Source organism: Acidovorax sp. GW821-FHT11A03 (genome assembly GCF_058809075.1).
The window spans coordinates 204,333-219,532 of sequence record NZ_JBXASG010000005.1; the positions used below are offsets into that span (position 1 = coordinate 204,333).

Here is a 15,200-nt window from a genome sequence, read left to right on the forward strand (position 1 = left end):
AAAAATCAAGCACTTGGCAGATGGAGCAGGTTGGCACGGGTTTTGAGTCATGTCCTCTATCTGGCGGCGCGAGGTGCCGAGCAGATGTCCACAAATCCACCGGAGACAAGACAACATGACCGTTTACGCAGCCCCCGGCGCCGCTGGCGCCAAGATCGCCTACAAGCCCCAGTACAACAACTTCATCGGCGGCCGGTTCGTGGCCCCGGCCAAGGGCCAGTATTTCGACGTCATCTCGCCCGTGAACGGCAAGGTCTACACCCAGGCCGCCCGCTCCACCGCCGAAGACATCGAACTGGCGCTGGACGCCGCCCACGCCGCCGCCGACGCCTGGGGCAAGACCGACGCCGCCACGCGCGGCAACATCCTGCTCAAGATTGCCGACCGCATCGAGCAGAACCTGGAGCTGCTGGCCTATGCCGAAACCGTGGACAACGGCAAGGCCATCCGCGAAACGCTGAACGCCGACATCCCGCTCACCGTGGACCATTTCCGCTACTTCGCGGGCTGCGTGCGGGCGCAGGAAGGCGCGCTGTCCAACATCGACGAGAACACCGTGGCGTACCACATCCAGGAGCCGCTCGGTGTGGTGGGCCAGATCATTCCGTGGAACTTCCCGATCCTGATGGCAGCCTGGAAGCTGGCGCCTGCGATTGGTGCGGGCAACTGCGTGGTGCTCAAGCCCGCCGAGTCCACGCCTATCTCCATCCTGATCCTGGCCGAGTTGATCGCCGACCTGCTGCCGCCCGGCGTGCTCAACATCGTAAACGGCTTCGGCCGCGAGGCGGGTATGCCGCTGGCCACGAGCAAGCGCATCGCAAAAATCGCCTTCACCGGCTCCACCAGCACGGGCCGCGTGATCGCGCAGGCCGCCGCCAACAACCTGATCCCCGCCACGCTGGAGCTGGGCGGCAAGAGCCCCAACATCTTCTTCGCGGACGTGATGGACAAGGACGATGCCTTCCTGGACAAGGCCATCGAGGGCCTGGTGCTGTTCGCGTTCAACCAGGGCGAGGTCTGCACCTGCCCGTCGCGTGCGCTGATCCAGGAATCCATCTACGACAAGTTCATGGAACGTGTCTTGAAGCGCGTAGCCGCCATCAAGCACCAGAACCCGCTCGACACCGACAGCATGATGGGCGCGCAGGCCAGCAAGGAGCAGCTCACCAAGATCCTGTCGTACCTGGACCTGGGCAAGCAGGAAGGCGCCGAAGTGCTGGCCGGCGGCGGCCAGGCGCACCTGGGCGGTGACCTGGAAGGCGGCTACTACGTGCAGCCCACGCTGTTCAAGGGCCACAACAAGATGCGCATCTTCCAGGAAGAAATCTTCGGCCCCGTGCTGGCCGTGACCACCTTCAAGGACGAGGCCGAGGCGCTGGCCATCGCCAACGACACGCTGTACGGCCTGGGCGCCGGCGTGTGGAGCCGCAACGGCAACGTGGCCTACCGCATGGGGCGCGCCATCAAGGCCGGCCGCGTATGGACCAACTGCTACCACGCCTATCCCGCGCACGCGGCGTTCGGCGGCTACAAGGAGTCGGGCATCGGGCGCGAGACGCACAAGATGATGCTCGACCATTACCAGCAGACCAAGAACCTGCTGGTGAGCTACTCAGAAAACAAACTCGGCTTCTTCTGATTTGGTGGGTTGTGGCCCACAGGGCGCCGCTGGCGTCGTTGCGCCGTCTTGCCCTGGCGCTGCCGCTGCCTGCGACGACGCGCCTGGCCATCGACGCTCTGTGAACCACCGTGACGCTGCTGCGAAATTACTTTCAGCACAGCAGCGTTTTTTGTCGGCACACCAGGAGATCACCATGGTCGAGAGAGTCATTGCCACCGAGGCAGCCCTGGCGCTGATCGCGCAGCTGCAGGCGCAGCATGGCAGCGTGTTGTTCCACCAGTCGGGTGGCTGCTGCGACAACAGTGCGGCCAACTGCTATCTGCCCACCGATCTCACGATTGGAGCCAGCGATGTGCTGCTGGGCGATGTGGGCGGCGCGCCGTTCTACATCGGCAAATCCCAGTACGAGTACTGGAAACACACGCAGCTCATCCTGGATGTGATCGACGGGCACGGCGGCACGTTTTCGCTGGAAGGCAGCACGGGCAAGGCGTTCCACACCCGCTCGCGCCTGTTCACCGACGGGGAGTGGGCCGAGATCGAACCACGGGTCAGCCAGGATCTGGCGTGATGCCGCACGCCGCTTTCTTCACGCGCCGTCTCCCGCGTTGCCCGTGATAGGCAGCACGGTGCCGGTGATGTAGCTGGAGCAGCAGGGGGCCGCCAGGAACACATAGGCGGGAGAAATCTCCTCGGGCTGTGCAGGGCGGCCCATGTGCGTCTTTTCGCCAAACCTGGCGATGTCCCCGGGCGCCTTGTCCGCGGGGTTGAGGGGCGTCCACACGGGCCCCGGGGCCACCGCGTTCACGCGGATGCCCCGCTCGGCCAGGTTGTGGGCCAGGGCCTTGGTGAAGGCATGGATGGCGCCTTTGGTGGCGGAATAGTCCAGCAGTTCCTTGCTGCCGCGCAGGCCGGTGACCGAGCCGGTGTTGATGATCGAATCGCCCCGGTGCAAGTGGGGCAGGGCTGCCTTGGCCATGTGGAAGTAGCCATAGATGTTGGTCTGGAACGTCTCGTCGAAACGCTCCGCCGTCAGCGCTTCGAGGGAGTCCGCGTGCTCCTGGAACGCGGCGTTGTTGACCAGCACGTTGAGTTTGCCAAACGCCTTGACCACCTGCCGCACGGCGCCGGCGCAGAATGCCGCGTCCTTGACGTCGCCGGGTATCAGGATGCACCGGCCGCCCTCGGCCTCCACCAGCTCGCGCGTCCGCTGGGCATCCTCGTGTTCGGCCAGGTAGGCGATGGCGACATCCGCGCCCTCGCGGGCAAACAGCACCGCCACCGCACGGCCTATCCCGGAGTCGCCCCCGGTAATGAGGGTGGAGAACCCCGTGAGCTTGCCGCTGCCCCGGTAGTGGGGTGCCTCGAACCTCGGCTTGAGCTGCATCTCGGCCTCGCTGCCGGGTTTGGCAAGGTGCTGGGCCGGCAGCGGGGGGGCGGGTTCCGAGCGCCCGGGGCCGGGCGCGGGGGCCTTGCCCCGGGCCGAAGCGGGCGCTGCCTTGGCCGGGCGGGCGCGCTCGTCGCGGCGGTCCTGCGCTGCCTGGATCTTCTTTTGCTTCGCGGCCGTGGCCGTGGCCCGTGCGGCCGGGGTGGACGGGGCTGTCTTGGATGATGGCTTCATGGCAAGGCTTCTTCACATGCGGTGGATGGGAAACGGGCGGCGTCGGGCCGGCGCGTGGTGTGCAATCACGGTCAGCCCAGCGGCTTCCATAGCGGGGGCTCGGGCTCGGGAAACCGCAGCGGCACCTGGCGGGGCCGGGCCATGGCTTCCCACTGGCGCATGCGCTTGAGTTCGCGGGGCTTGAGGTGGGGATCGGAACCGGAGCGGTGTGTCTTGGACATGGTGTTCTCCAGGGCGGCAGGGAAGAAGCTCCATTAGCTCTCCGCGCGCGCGGCGGCCGTGTCGGACAGTTTTGACTGTGCCCATCGGATGGATGCGGCGAAGGCCCGGCGGGTGGCGTGGCGCCTCCGGCGCCCGCCGGCCTACGTCACTTCTTGCCGGAGGGCTGTCCGTTCTTGGCCAGCCCCAGCATTTCCGACATCCAGGTCACCAGCATCGCGGTGTAGGCCTCGCTCCATTCGGGTTTGGACAGGCTGTGGTCTGCCTGCTTGATCACCCGGTAGGTCATGGAGTGGGTGCGCAGGAACGCGGCGCGGTAGTTCTCGATGACCGGGTGCGGGACGATGTGGTCGAGTTCGGATTCGACCAGCAGCACATCCCCTTCGAAGACCGCGCTGGCCGCCAGGGCGCGGTTGCTGTCGGAGGCGAGTTTCATGGCGCGGTAGCGGGATATCTCCTGACGGTCGAGGTTCTGCTTGGACACCAGCCAGTCCTCGTCCTTGTAGAGCGCGGGAGCGCGCAGCGCCATCCACCGCAGGGGCCGCAGCGCGCTGAGCACGGTGGCCAGGTAGCCGCCGTAGCTGCTGCCCACCACCGCCACGGAGTTGGCGTCCACCGCGGGGTGGCCCGTGAGAAGGTCGTAGGCGGCGAGCATGTCGTTGAGGTTGTCTTCCCGGGTGACCGTGTCGCGGTGGGCCTTGTCGCTGGCATGGCCCCGCAGGTCGAAGGTCAGGCAGATGCACCCCAGGGCGGCGATGGCATGGGCGCGCGCAAGGTACTGCTCCTGGGTGCCGTCCCAGCCGTGCACCAGCATGACGCCCGGCACCACGGTGTCGGGCGCGACCAGCGTGCCCGCGATCGTGCGGTCCCCCGAGGGAATCTGGATCGCCCTATGCCGCGTGGCCATCGCGATGCACCAGGGCGTGTTTGGTCAGCAGGCCCACTTCGGGATCCTCTCCCTGGAAGTATTCCGTCGCCGCTGCCGGAAGGGGCTCGAAGCGGCCATACGTCTCCACGCAGCTGGCCTGCACCGAGCGCAGGGAGCGGTCGGCGTGAAAGGCTTCGAGCGCGGCCACTTCGGCGCCGGTGGCGCCGCCGATCCTCCAGGATTGCTCCAGCACCCCCGAGCACCACCGGCCGTCGGCCGCGATGCCCTGCGCGACGTCGTAATTGATGCGCGAGGCGAAAAACCCCGGAAAGCATTCCCGCACCGCGGCGTCGTACGCCAGGGCCTGATCGACCGCCTTGCGGACGGGGCCGGGCGGGAGCGTGGACAGGAGCGCGTGGAAATCGCCCCGCACCACGGTCAGGTCGGAGCCGCCGTAGGCCATCGCGCCGGTGTTGTTCTGCGTGAGGCGCTGCCTGCCGTGGTACGAGGCCAGGATGCCCGCCACGCGCACCTGGCCCACGCTCAGCGTGTCCACCTGGGAGAGGTTGTGCTCCAGCACGATGCCCTGCTCGACCATGGCCGCCTTGCCCAATGCCGCCAGGCAGGCGGAGAGCGCGCGGGCGTCGGGCACCACCGTCTGGCCACGCCCTCCGGTCTCGCCCACGGGCTTGACCCGCACGGGACCCAGCGCCAGCAGTTGTTCACCGGCCTCCTGCGCATCCCGGCTGGAGAACGCGGTGTAGCCCGGCAGCACGGCGGCACCGACCCGGCGGGAAAACGCCTCGCTCCAGCCTTGCGGGGCCGCGGCCGTGGCCGACACCAGGGGATGGGTGATGGCCTTCGTGGCGACGAAGGCATGGGGCACCACGCCGCCGAACAGGTCGTCTTCTCCCAACAGGCCCAGGCGCTGCGCCGTGGACGCCACGAGGGTGTCGCTGGGCACGAGGTAGGTGCGGCGGGTCCACAAGGGCTGGGGCACCTCTTCCATGAAGGGGCAGCCCTTGAGCGCGGCGACATGGCGGGCGATCTGCTCGCGCGTCACGTGTTCGTGCACGCTCGAGTGCCCCTTGATGCCCTGCGTGAACGGCATGACGATTTCTGTCTGGGCGGATGATCTGGAGGGCGAGGGGCGGAGAGCGTCACCGTATGCGGACAAGGCGGTCATGCGGATTCCTTTGCTCTCGGAAACGGCGAGAGGGGCCGGCGGCGCCATCGCCAGGGGGATGCCGCCATCGTATTTTTGGACCGCCGGGCCTTTTGTAGGACGAATGAGCAACTGCGGCGCGGAGCGCGCCAGCCGGGAACGCCAGGGGAAGCCCGACCCGTTCCACGCGGGCAGGAATAAGCCGCCCACTCCCGCGCGGGGGAGGGGCGGCCAGGGAGGCAGGGGCGCCGCGCCACGGGCCGGGTCACCGGCGAACGTGCGCCCGCCGGCCTTCCTCAAGGAGCGGCGCCGCCGTCAGCCTGCGTCCTTGGATTTGCCGGATGTGGCGCCGGGATTGCTGGTGCTGCTGCTGCCCGTGGCACCGGCCTGGCTCTTGGACGGGGACTGCTGGTTGCGCGAAGTGCGCCAGGTATTGAAGTCGTCGGAAAACTTCTCGTAGCGCTCCTTGCGCCACGACTGGTAGTCCTCGTCCAGCAGGCGCAGCTGTTCCTGCCGCCATTGCTGGTAGTCGGGGTCGTGGTGACCCTGGCGGCCCTGGGAGGGCCCGCGCAGCTCATCGTCGCTGCCCCAGTGCCCACCCCCTCGGGCATAGCCCGCGCGGTCCTGGTCCTGGTAGTCCCGGTAGTCGTTGTCGAAGCGGCTGTTCGGCGGGTGGTACATCTCCCGGCCATCGTTGCGGTAGCCGCCGCCTCCCTGGAACCGGTCCGGCGAGGAAAAACGGTCACGGCCCTCGCGCGGCGGCAGGCCCAGGCCAGCGTTGCCACGGTAGTCGTTGCGCACCATGCCGTACTGGCCGTACCGGTCATCCAGCTCGGGGGCGTAGCCCGGGCGCTGGTCATCGCGGTCCATGCTGCCGCGGTGGGCGCGTTCGGCATACCGCCCTTCATCGTGGTCCCGACCCATGCCATGGCGGGAAAAGCCGCTGTCATCACTGTCTCGATAACCCATTTTCAATTCTCCTGGTGTGTTGGTCCGTTCATGGTTGCTGGCAGGTCAGCCAGAGTTGCGAGGAAATGCCTGCCGGTGCCTACAAGGCCGGCTCAGCGCTGGTTCTGGGAAGAGCGGCGGGAAGAATCGCCTTGCTGCTCGCGGCTTCCCTGGTTGCCGCCGGAGCCCGGGCGCTCGTTCTGCCCCTGCTGGCGGCTGCCGGAAGCGCCGGTGCTCTGCTCCGCCTGGCGGTTGCCCGAACTCTTGCGCTGGGAGTCGCTGTCGTCGGTGTATTGGTTGTGGCCTTGGGGGTTGTTGTTGGGCATGGAATATCTCCTGATGATCAAAAAAAATGCACACGAAGGCCGTGTGTGAATTCATTTTGAAAATCTGCGGCAGCGATTTCTGTAGGTTCCGTCCTATAGGCGGGTCGGTTTTTTTCCATGCGGCGGCGTCAGGCCACGCGCATGTGGCAGCGCGCAGGCGAGCGGGTGGCGGGGACGCGGCTGGCGCGGGGCCGAGCGGCCGCTGCACGGCCGCAGGGGGCGAGTGCGGCCAGGGGGCCTAGGGGCGTGCGGAGCGCCAGCAATAGATGAATTGCTATTAAATATATAGCTTATGGCGCTTGTGTATCAAGCGCTGAAGCCTGTTTTCAATGAAAACTCGGCGGCGGCCCCCGCTCCGCAGGGGACTGCGCCAGGCCTGCCGTCAGTAGGTTTCCAGGTGCAGTCGCCCTTCGCGCTGGAGCACTGCGCCCACCTGTTCCCACTCCAGGCCGCTGTCGCGGGCGATGTCGCGCAGCGCCATCACCACGCCTTCTTCCATGCTCTTGAGGCCGCAGACATAGAAGTGGGTGTTCCCGTCGCGCAGCAGCGCGGCCAGGTCGGCGGCGCGCTCGCGCATCAGGTCCTGTACGTAGCGCCGGGGCTGCCCGGCCGTGCGCGAGAACGCGAGGTTGATGTCGATGAAGTCCTTGGGCAGGCTTTGCAGCGGGCCGAAGTAGGGCAGCTCCTGCTGGGTGCGCGCGCCGAAGAACAGCAGCAGCTTGCCGCCCTCGAACTTGCCGCTGCTGCGCAGGCGGCGGCGCCATTCGGTCATCGCGCGCATGGGCGCGCTGCCCGTGCCGGTGCAGATCATCACGATGTGCGAACGGGGGTGGTTGGGCATCAGGAACGAGCTGCCGAACGGCCCCACCACCTGCACCTTGTCGCCCACCTTCAGGTCGCACACGTAGTTGGAGGCCACGCCGCGCACGGCGTTGCCGTCGTGGTCGGTGGTCACGCGCTTCACGGTGAGCGCCAGGTTGTTGTAGCCGGGCCGCTCGCCGTTGCGCGGGCTGGCGATGGAGTATTGGCGCGCATGGTGCGCCTTGCCCAGCACGTCGGTGCCCGGCGGGACGATGCCGATGGACTGCCCCTCCAGCACCGGGAACGGCATGCTGCCGAAGTCGAGCACGACGTGGTGCGTCTCGCTTTCAAAGCCTGCTTCGGTGCAGTTGAAGTTGCCCACCACCGTTGCCGTGGTGGGGCTCTTGGGCGGGAACAGGTTGGTGTAGGGGTGCGCGGCCGACCAGGGCGGCACGGTGGCGCCGTACTGGGCGGAACGGAAGGCCTGCGTGCCGGGCTCCACGGGCGCGGCCGGTGCAGGCGCCAGTGCGGTGTCCATGGCCGAGGGCGCTGCGCCTTCGGCGGCCAGCACATCGGGCGCCAGTTCTGGCGGCAGCGCCTCCCAGGTGAGCTGTTCTTCGATCGTGTACGCGCGCGCCACCGGCATGGTGCGCCAGTTGTCGATGGAACCCGTGGGGCAGGGCGAGATGCAGGCCATGCAGCCGTTGCACACGTCGGCCCGCACGACGTAATTGTTGTCGTCGTGCGTGATGGCGCCCACCGGGCAGGTCGCCTCGCAGGTGTTGCAGCGGATGCAGATCTCGGGGTCGATCAGGTGCTGCTTCAAGATGCCGTTGTCGATCAGCGTGGTGGTGTCCATATTTTTCTTCCAGCAAGTCTCCCGGCAGCGGCTCAGGGACTCAATTGAACCGGACGTACTCGAAATCGATAGGCTGGCGGTTGATGCCCATCACCGGGGGCGCGATCCAGCCGGCGAACTTGCCCGGCTCGACCACGCGGCCCATCAACGATGCCACGAAAGCGAAGTCTTCGGCGCTCGGCAGCCATTCATCGCGCTTCGCGGCCCATTCGACCTCGTTCACCACGCGGCCGTCGGGCGACATCTTGATGCCGGCCAACGCACCGATCTGGCGGTTGAACGCCTTGTGCGGCACCGACAGGCGCGTGGGAATCCCGGCCTTTTCCAGCACCTTGTTCCAGCGGCCCACGCCGGCCATCGAGTCCTTGATGAAGTCGTCGCGCAGCACCTCGTTCAGGGCGTTGAGCATGGGCACGTCCTTCTCCAGCAGCTGGCCGTCCTTGACCTCCAGCACCCTGTAGGTCTGGCCCTTGAGAATGTGGTCGTCCGTGCGCTTGCCTTCTTCGTAGCGGCCCTTGAGGCCCGAGCTGTAGAAGATGGCCGCGTTGCTCGACTGGTCGGCGCCGAACAGGTCGATGGTCACGCTGTAGTGGAAGTTCAGGTAGCGCTGCACCGTGCCGAGGTCGATGGCACCGGCGGCGCGCACCTTGGCCGGGTCGTCGGTTTTCAGCTCGTTCATCACCTGCGCGGTGCGCGCCAGAACGCGCGACACGCCGCTTTCGCCCACGAACATGTGGTGGGCCTCTTCGGTCAGCATGAACTTGGTGGTGCGTGCCAGCGGGTCGAAGGCGCTTTCGGCCAGGGCCGAGAGCTGGAACTTGCCGTCGCGGTCGGTGAAGTAGGTGAACATGAAGAACGCCAGCCAGTCGGGCGTCTTCTCGTTGAAGGCGCCCAGGATGCGCGGGTTGTCCACGTCGCCCGAGGTGCGCTGCAGCAGTGCCTCGGCCTCCTCGCGGCCGTCGCGGCCGAAGTGCTTGTGCAGCAGGTAGACCATGGCCCAGAGGTGGCGGCCCTCTTCCACATTGATCTGGAACAGGTTGCGCAGGTCGTACATCGAAGGCGCCGTCAGGCCCAGGTGGCGCTGCTGCTCCACGCTCGCTGGCTCGGTGTCGCCCTGCGTGACGATGATGCGGCGCAGGTTGGCGCGGTGCTCGCCGGGCACGTCCTGCCAGGCCTTCTCGCCCTTGTGGTCGCCGAAGTGGATCTCGCGGTTGGCGTCGCCCGGGTTCAGGAAGATGCCCCAGCGGTAGTCGCGCATCTTCACGTGGCCGAACTGGGCCCAGCCCTGCGGGTCGACGCTCACGGCGGTGCGCAGGTAGACCTCGTGGTTGGTCGAGCCTTCGGGGCCCACGTCGTCCCACCAGTTGATGAAGTTGGGCTGCCAGCCTTCGAGCGCACGCTGCAGCGTGCGGTCTTCGCCGAGGTTGACGTTGTTGGGGATCTTCTCGCTGTAGTTGATCGTGCTCATCGTTGTTCCTTGGGTTGTGCGGAGGGCTGCGGATTCAAACGCGGTTCAAGTCGAAGCCGGCCTTTTCGCCGGTGCCGTAGACCTTCAGCGCGCCCTTTTCGCCGACGGCGTTGGGGCGGTTGAAGATCCAGTTCTGCCAGGCCGTGAGCCGGCCGAAGATGCGGGTGGCCATGTTCTCCTTGCTGGCAAAGCGCAGGTTGGCCTCCAGCCCGGTCAGCGCGTCGGGCGACATGGCGGCGCGCTCCTCGATGGCCATACGCAGTTCGTCGTCCCAGTCGATGTCGTCGGGCGCGGCGGTGACCAGGCCCAGGGCCAGGGCCTCGTCGGCGTCGAGCGGCTTGCCAGCCGCGGCGCGCGCGGCGTCGAGCGGCGCGGCCTCTTCATAGAAGCGGCGCTGCAGGCGGCTCTGGTCGTTCACCATCGGGAAGAAGCCGAAGTTGAATTCGTTGAGCGTGAGCTTCGGCGCGCGCTCGGCGTCGTCGGGCAGGGCCAGCATGTAGGTGCGGTCGGCCGCGAAGGCCAGCTCGGCCAGCGTGCCGGCGAAGCACGAGCCCTCCTGCACCACCGCGAACAGGGTGCGCGAGGACACGTCCAGCCGTGCCAGCGCGCGGCGCAGCGCGCCGATGGTCTCGCGTACCAGCCAGTGGTCCTTGTGGGCCAGCATCACCGCGTCGGAGGCGAGCACGGCCTGCGCGTCGCCCTCGGTCTTGAGCAGCCAGGTGCCGATGTCGAGCTCGTTGGTGCGCAGGTTGAGGATGGCGTCGTCGAGCTCGCGCGCCAGGGCCAGCGGCCACCAGGCGGCCCCAGTGGCCTCGATGGCCGCGATGTCGGCGGGCTGTGCGCCGGTGGGCGCCTTCAGCGTGAGGGTGGCCGTGCGCCTGGCGCGGTCGATCTGCACCTCGACATGCGAATAGCGCAGGCTGTCCGCGCCGTCCTCGCGCTCCAGGCGGGTCAGGGCCACGCCCTGGGCGCCGACCGGGCGGTCGCTGCCGACGGCCAGCTCGGTGGCGCGCGCCTGCACGGCGGCGGCGAACTGGGCAGGTTTGGCCACCGCATCCACCAGGCGCCAGTCCACCGCGCGCTGGCCGCGCACGCCTTCGACGCTGGTGCAGAAGATGTCTGCCAGGTCGTGGCGCACATGGCGCTTGTCGGTCACGCGGGTCAGGCCCCCGGTGCCGGGCAGGACGCCCAGCAACGGCACTTCGGGCAGCGACACCGAGGAAGAGCGGTCGTCCACCAGCAGGATCTCGTCGCACGCCAGGGCCAGTTCGTAGCCGCCGCCCGCGCAGGCACCGTTGACCGCGGCGAGGAACTTCAGGCCGGAGTGCTTCGACGAATCCTCGATGCCGTTGCGCGTCTCGTTGGTGAACTTGCAGAAGTTCACCTTCCAGGCGTGGCTGGAGACGCCCAGCATGAAGATGTTGGCGCCGGAGCAGAAGATGCGGTCCTTGCCGCTGGTGACGATGACGGTGCGCACGCCCGGGTGCTCGAAGCGCACGCGGTTGAGCGCGTCGTTGAGCTCGATGTCCACGCCCAGGTCGTAGCTGTTGAGCTTGAGCTTGTAGCCGGGGCGGATGCCGCCGTCTTCGGCGATGTCGAGCGACAGGCGGGCCAACGGACCCTCGACCGCCAGTTTCCAGTGGCGGTACTGCGTGGGATCGGTGCGGTAGTCAACGCGGGAGGGTGCGGTGGTCTGGGCGGTCATGGGGCGTCTCCGTCAAAAACTGCGAATAGGAATAATAATGCATAAATCAATCGACTGATGTGCATCATGATGCATGTTTGCGAGCGAGTCAATGCATGCCGCGGTTTTTTGCTGGATTTATGGCGCGCGGGGGCGCCGGGGTGTCAGTGCGGCGGGTGGGCCATCAGCTTGCGCACCCCGGCGCGCAGCTGCCGCAGGCTTTCCTCGAGGTTCTGCCCCGAGGTGTCGATGGTGAGATCGGCCTTGGAATAGAAGGCGGCCCGGCCTTCCAGGATGCGGCGCAGGTCGTCCATGGCTTCCTTGCTCGCGGCCATGGGGCGCATGTCGCCCTGGGCCAGCACGCGGCCCATGTGCTCCTCGGGGGCGGCGCGCAGCCACACGGTGGTGCAGTGCGCGAGCAGTTCGTTGAAGGTGGCGGGGTCCGAGACGATGCCGCCGGGGGTGGCGATCACCACCTCGCTGTGGATCTGCACGATCTCTTCGAGCGCGCGGCGCTCGTAGCGGCGGTAGGCGGTGGTGCCGTACAGGTCGTGGATCTCGCGCACGCTGCAGCCCGCCAGGGTTTCGATCTCGCGGCTCAGCTCGATGAACGGCACGTCCAGGTCGCGTGCCAGCAAAGGCCCCAGCGTGGACTTGCCCGCGCCCCGCAGCCCCACGAGCGCGATGCGCCGGTGGCGCGCCGTGTCGCTCGCGCCGCTGCTCAGCAGCTCATGCAGCGCCAGCCGCGCGCGGCGCAGCTCGGGTTCGCTGCGGTGCTCCAGCAGTTCGCGGATCAGCAGCCATTCGGGCGAACGGGTGGTGAAGTCGCCCACCAGCTCGGCCAGCGAGCAATGCAGCGCGCCCGCCACCTGCTGCAGCACCAGGATGGACGCGTTGCCCGTGCCGTACTCCAGGTTGGCAAGGTGCCGCTCCGACACATCGGCCGCCATGGCCACCGCCTTGCGCGTGAGCCCGCGCTGCGCCCGCAGGTTGCGAACGCGTTCGCCGAGGGCGGCGAGCAGGGGGTTGCGGGCCTCTTCGGTGGGCGCAGCCGTGCCGCCGCCAGCGAAAGGTGGCAGGGTGACTGTGTCTTCTTGTTCGTTCATGTCCATCCTCGTTCACGTCGGCTGCGGCGTGGCATTTTGCGGTGCGTGCCCCGGGCTTCAAACGCTTTTGAAGGCGTTCGGCCGCCGCTAGGGGAAAACACCATACATGCACTATAGTGCTTGACACTGCATCAAGCATTAACTATTGTTCGTGTGCAGGCAAGATACTGCACATTGCTCCATCCCACAAGAACACATATCAAGCCTTGTGCACGCTGCACTCCATTGTCCCAGCCACCCACGAGTCGCCATGTCCGATAAAGCAGCATTTCATGAAGCCCTGTCCGCATTGACGGGCCAGATCGCGGGCCGTGCCCTGGACGGCGACCTGCAGGCCTGGCTCAACCAGACCCACGGGCCCGCCAGCGCGGCCTACCAGCAGCTCAAGGCGGGGTGCCTGGCCGGCGTGGCGCAGGGCTGGCTCTGCGAGCGCGAGGGCGGCGGCATCCGCTACGGCCGCGTCTTCAAGGCAGACGACGCGCTGCACCGCTTCTCGGTGGATGTGGTGGACATGCAGGACATCGCCGGCCCGCACCATACCCATCCGCTGGGCGAGATCGACCTGATCATGCCGCTGGAGGGCGACGCCACCTTCGACGGGCATCCCGCCGGCTGGTGCGTGTACCCGCCCGGCAGTGCCCACCGCCCCACCGTGGCGCAGGGCCGCTCGCTGGTGCTCTACCTGCTGCCCGAAGGGCAAATCCAGTTCAGCAAGTGAAACACCCCCTGAGTCGCTTCGCGCCTTCCCCCTCTCTCATATTGCTCCGCAATCTGGGAGGGGGACGCCCCCGGTGCACGCAAGCGGAATGCCGCCTGCGCGGCATGGCGGCCCTCGCACGGCGACGCTGGCCGGGACCATGCCCATTTCGTGCGCCGCGCGCTGATGACCGATAACCCGCTTTTTTTCTGCCTATCTCTCTATCTGTATGACCGAACTGCTCCCCAACTACGCCGCCGGACGCTGGCAGACCGGCCAGGGCCCGGGCGCCGTGCTCAAGGACCCGGTGCTGGGCCATGACCTGGTGCGCGTGGATGCCACCGGGCTCGACCTGCCCGAGGCCTTCCGGTTCGCCCGCGAGCAGGGCGGCTCGGCCTTGCGTGCGTTGACTTACCGGCAGCGTGCCGCTCTCCTGGGCGCCGTGGTCAAGGTTCTGCAAACCCACCGCGACGCCTACTACGAGATCGCCACGGCCAACGCCGGCACGGTGAAGAACGACTCCGCCGTGGACATCGACGGCGGCATCTTCACGCTGGGCCAGTACGCCAAATGGGGCGACGCGCTGGGCGACGTGCGCGTGCTGCGCGATGGCGATGCCGCCAGGCTCGGCAAGGAGCCCGTGTTCCTGTCGCAGCACCTGCAGGTGCCCACGCGCGGCGTGGCGTTGTTCATCAATGCCTTCAACTTCCCGGCCTGGGGGCTGTGGGAAAAGGCGGCGCCCGCGCTGCTCTCCGGCGTGCCGGTGATCGTCAAGCCCGCCACGTCCACGGCCTGGCTCACGCAGCGCATGGTGCGCGATGTGGTCGATGCGGGCGTGCTGCCGGCGGGCGCGCTGTCGGTCATCGCAGGCAGCTCGGCCGGGCTCATGGACCAGCTCGGGCCGTTCGACGTGGTCTCGTTCACCGGCTCGGCGGACACGGCCGGCATCATTCGCGCGCACCCTGCGGTGGCCCAGCGCTCGGTGCGCGCCAACATCGAGGCCGACAGCCTCAACAGTGCGCTGCTGCTGCCCGATGCGGCGCCCGGCAGCGACGCCTTCAACCTGCTGGTGCGCGAAGTGGTGCGCGAGATGACCGTCAAGTCGGGCCAGAAATGCACCGCCATCCGCCGCATCCTGGTGCCGGCAGGCGTGTACGGCGCTGCGGCCGAGGCCATCGGCGCCAAGCTCGCGGGCGTGACGGTGGGCAACCCCCGCAACGACGGCGTGCGCATGGGCTCGCTCGTCAGCACTGCCCAACTGCACGCCGTGCGCGAAGGGCTTGCGCAGCTGTGCGCCCACGCCGACATCCTGCACGACGGCCGCCACCAGCCGCTGGTGGATGCTGACCCCGCCGTGGCCGCCTGCATCGGCCCGGTGCTGCTGGGTGTGCACGACGCCGATGCGGCGGCCGTGGTGCACGAGGTCGAGGTGTTCGGCCCCGTTGCCACGCTGGTGCCCTACCGCGATGTGGACCACGCTGTGGCGCTCGCACAGCGCGGCCAGGGGTCGCTGGTGGCATCGCTGTACGGGGCCGACGAGGCCGCGCTGGGGCATGCCGCCGTGCAGCTCGCAGCCAGCCATGGCCGCGTGCACGTGGTGACGCCCGACGTCGCCCAGGCCCACACCGGCCACGGCAACGTGATGCCCATGTCGCTGCACGGCGGCCCGGGGCGTGCGGGCGGCGGGGCGGAGCTGGGAGGCCTGCGGGCGCTGGGCTTCTACCACCAGCGCAGCGCCGTGCAGGCCAGCCCCGGTGTGCTGGCCGCGCTCGGCCTCTGACCGCCCAGGCGCAGACCACAGCAGCCGCCAGCCAGCA

The 15,200-nt window shown here is 67.9% G+C and carries 14 protein-coding genes; 4 read left to right on the forward strand and 10 right to left on the reverse strand.

What is annotated here, in order from left to right:
* Nucleotides 1-115: 115 nt before the first annotated feature.
* Both exaC and AC1RVY_RS14165 read left to right on the forward strand, forming a co-directional pair.
* The gene (gene exaC, locus AC1RVY_RS14160; protein ID WP_492806900.1) at nucleotides 116-1,639 is read left to right on the forward strand and encodes an acetaldehyde dehydrogenase ExaC; all 1,524 of its coding nucleotides are present in this window, start codon (nucleotides 116-118) and stop codon (nucleotides 1,637-1,639) included.
* Nucleotides 1,640-1,814: 175 nt separating this feature from the next.
* Complete coding sequence (locus tag AC1RVY_RS14165; protein WP_218296143.1) at nucleotides 1,815-2,192, forward strand: DUF779 domain-containing protein; 378 nt, start codon at nucleotides 1,815-1,817, stop codon at nucleotides 2,190-2,192.
* Between the two features lie 18 nt (nucleotides 2,193-2,210).
* Here the strand turns inward: AC1RVY_RS14165 and AC1RVY_RS14170 are convergent, their stop codons facing one another.
* From AC1RVY_RS14170 to AC1RVY_RS14215, 10 genes are all read right to left on the reverse strand, one after another.
* Nucleotides 2,211-3,242 (reverse strand): SDR family oxidoreductase, encoded by a 1,032-nt coding sequence (locus tag AC1RVY_RS14170; protein ID WP_492244602.1) that lies wholly within the window; start codon nucleotides 3,240-3,242, stop codon nucleotides 2,211-2,213.
* A 71-nt stretch (nucleotides 3,243-3,313) separates the two neighbouring features.
* On the reverse strand, nucleotides 3,314-3,463 hold the full coding sequence (locus AC1RVY_RS14175) for a hypothetical protein (RefSeq protein WP_218296141.1): 150 nt from the start codon (nucleotides 3,461-3,463) through the stop codon (nucleotides 3,314-3,316).
* Between the two features lie 146 nt (nucleotides 3,464-3,609).
* On the reverse strand, nucleotides 3,610-4,368 hold the full coding sequence (locus AC1RVY_RS14180) for an alpha/beta hydrolase family protein (protein ID WP_492806901.1): 759 nt from the start codon (nucleotides 4,366-4,368) through the stop codon (nucleotides 3,610-3,612).
* The gene (locus AC1RVY_RS14185) at nucleotides 4,352-5,440 is read right to left on the reverse strand and encodes a DUF3182 family protein (protein WP_492806902.1); all 1,089 of its coding nucleotides are present in this window, start codon (nucleotides 5,438-5,440) and stop codon (nucleotides 4,352-4,354) included. The genes AC1RVY_RS14180 and AC1RVY_RS14185 overlap by 17 nt, the downstream gene beginning before the upstream one ends.
* Before the next feature lie 369 nt (nucleotides 5,441-5,809).
* Complete coding sequence (locus AC1RVY_RS14190) at nucleotides 5,810-6,463, reverse strand: hypothetical protein (RefSeq protein ID WP_492806903.1); 654 nt, start codon at nucleotides 6,461-6,463, stop codon at nucleotides 5,810-5,812.
* 92 nt (nucleotides 6,464-6,555) lie between these two features.
* The gene (locus AC1RVY_RS14195) at nucleotides 6,556-6,768 is read right to left on the reverse strand and encodes a hypothetical protein (RefSeq protein WP_218296137.1); all 213 of its coding nucleotides are present in this window, start codon (nucleotides 6,766-6,768) and stop codon (nucleotides 6,556-6,558) included.
* A gap of 382 nt (nucleotides 6,769-7,150) precedes the next feature.
* Nucleotides 7,151-8,428: a benzoyl-CoA 2,3-epoxidase subunit BoxA gene (boxA, locus tag AC1RVY_RS14200; RefSeq protein ID WP_492806904.1), complete on the reverse strand. Its 1,278-nt coding sequence runs from the start codon at nucleotides 8,426-8,428 to the stop codon at nucleotides 7,151-7,153.
* Nucleotides 8,429-8,468: 40 nt separating this feature from the next.
* Nucleotides 8,469-9,896, reverse strand: coding sequence for a benzoyl-CoA 2,3-epoxidase subunit BoxB (boxB, locus tag AC1RVY_RS14205; RefSeq protein ID WP_492806905.1), 1,428 nt, complete (start codon nucleotides 9,894-9,896; stop codon nucleotides 8,469-8,471).
* A gap of 34 nt (nucleotides 9,897-9,930) precedes the next feature.
* Nucleotides 9,931-11,601 carry a 2,3-epoxybenzoyl-CoA dihydrolase gene (boxC, locus tag AC1RVY_RS14210; RefSeq protein ID WP_492806906.1) on the reverse strand — a complete coding sequence of 557 codons (1,671 nt, stop codon included), beginning with the start codon at nucleotides 11,599-11,601 and terminating at the stop codon, nucleotides 9,931-9,933.
* 143 nt (nucleotides 11,602-11,744) lie between these two features.
* Nucleotides 11,745-12,686, reverse strand: coding sequence for a helix-turn-helix transcriptional regulator (locus AC1RVY_RS14215; protein ID WP_218296133.1), 942 nt, complete (start codon nucleotides 12,684-12,686; stop codon nucleotides 11,745-11,747).
* A 250-nt stretch (nucleotides 12,687-12,936) separates the two neighbouring features.
* Here AC1RVY_RS14215 and AC1RVY_RS14220 point away from each other — a divergent pair, with 250 nt between their 5' ends.
* Together AC1RVY_RS14220 and AC1RVY_RS14225 are read left to right on the forward strand one after the other, a co-directional pair.
* Complete coding sequence (locus AC1RVY_RS14220) at nucleotides 12,937-13,404, forward strand: 4-hydroxylaminobenzoate lyase (protein ID WP_218296132.1); 468 nt, start codon at nucleotides 12,937-12,939, stop codon at nucleotides 13,402-13,404.
* 208 nt (nucleotides 13,405-13,612) lie between these two features.
* Nucleotides 13,613-15,163 carry a 3,4-dehydroadipyl-CoA semialdehyde dehydrogenase gene (locus AC1RVY_RS14225; RefSeq protein ID WP_492806907.1) on the forward strand — a complete coding sequence of 517 codons (1,551 nt, stop codon included), beginning with the start codon at nucleotides 13,613-13,615 and terminating at the stop codon, nucleotides 15,161-15,163.
* Nucleotides 15,164-15,200: the final 37 nt, after the last annotated feature.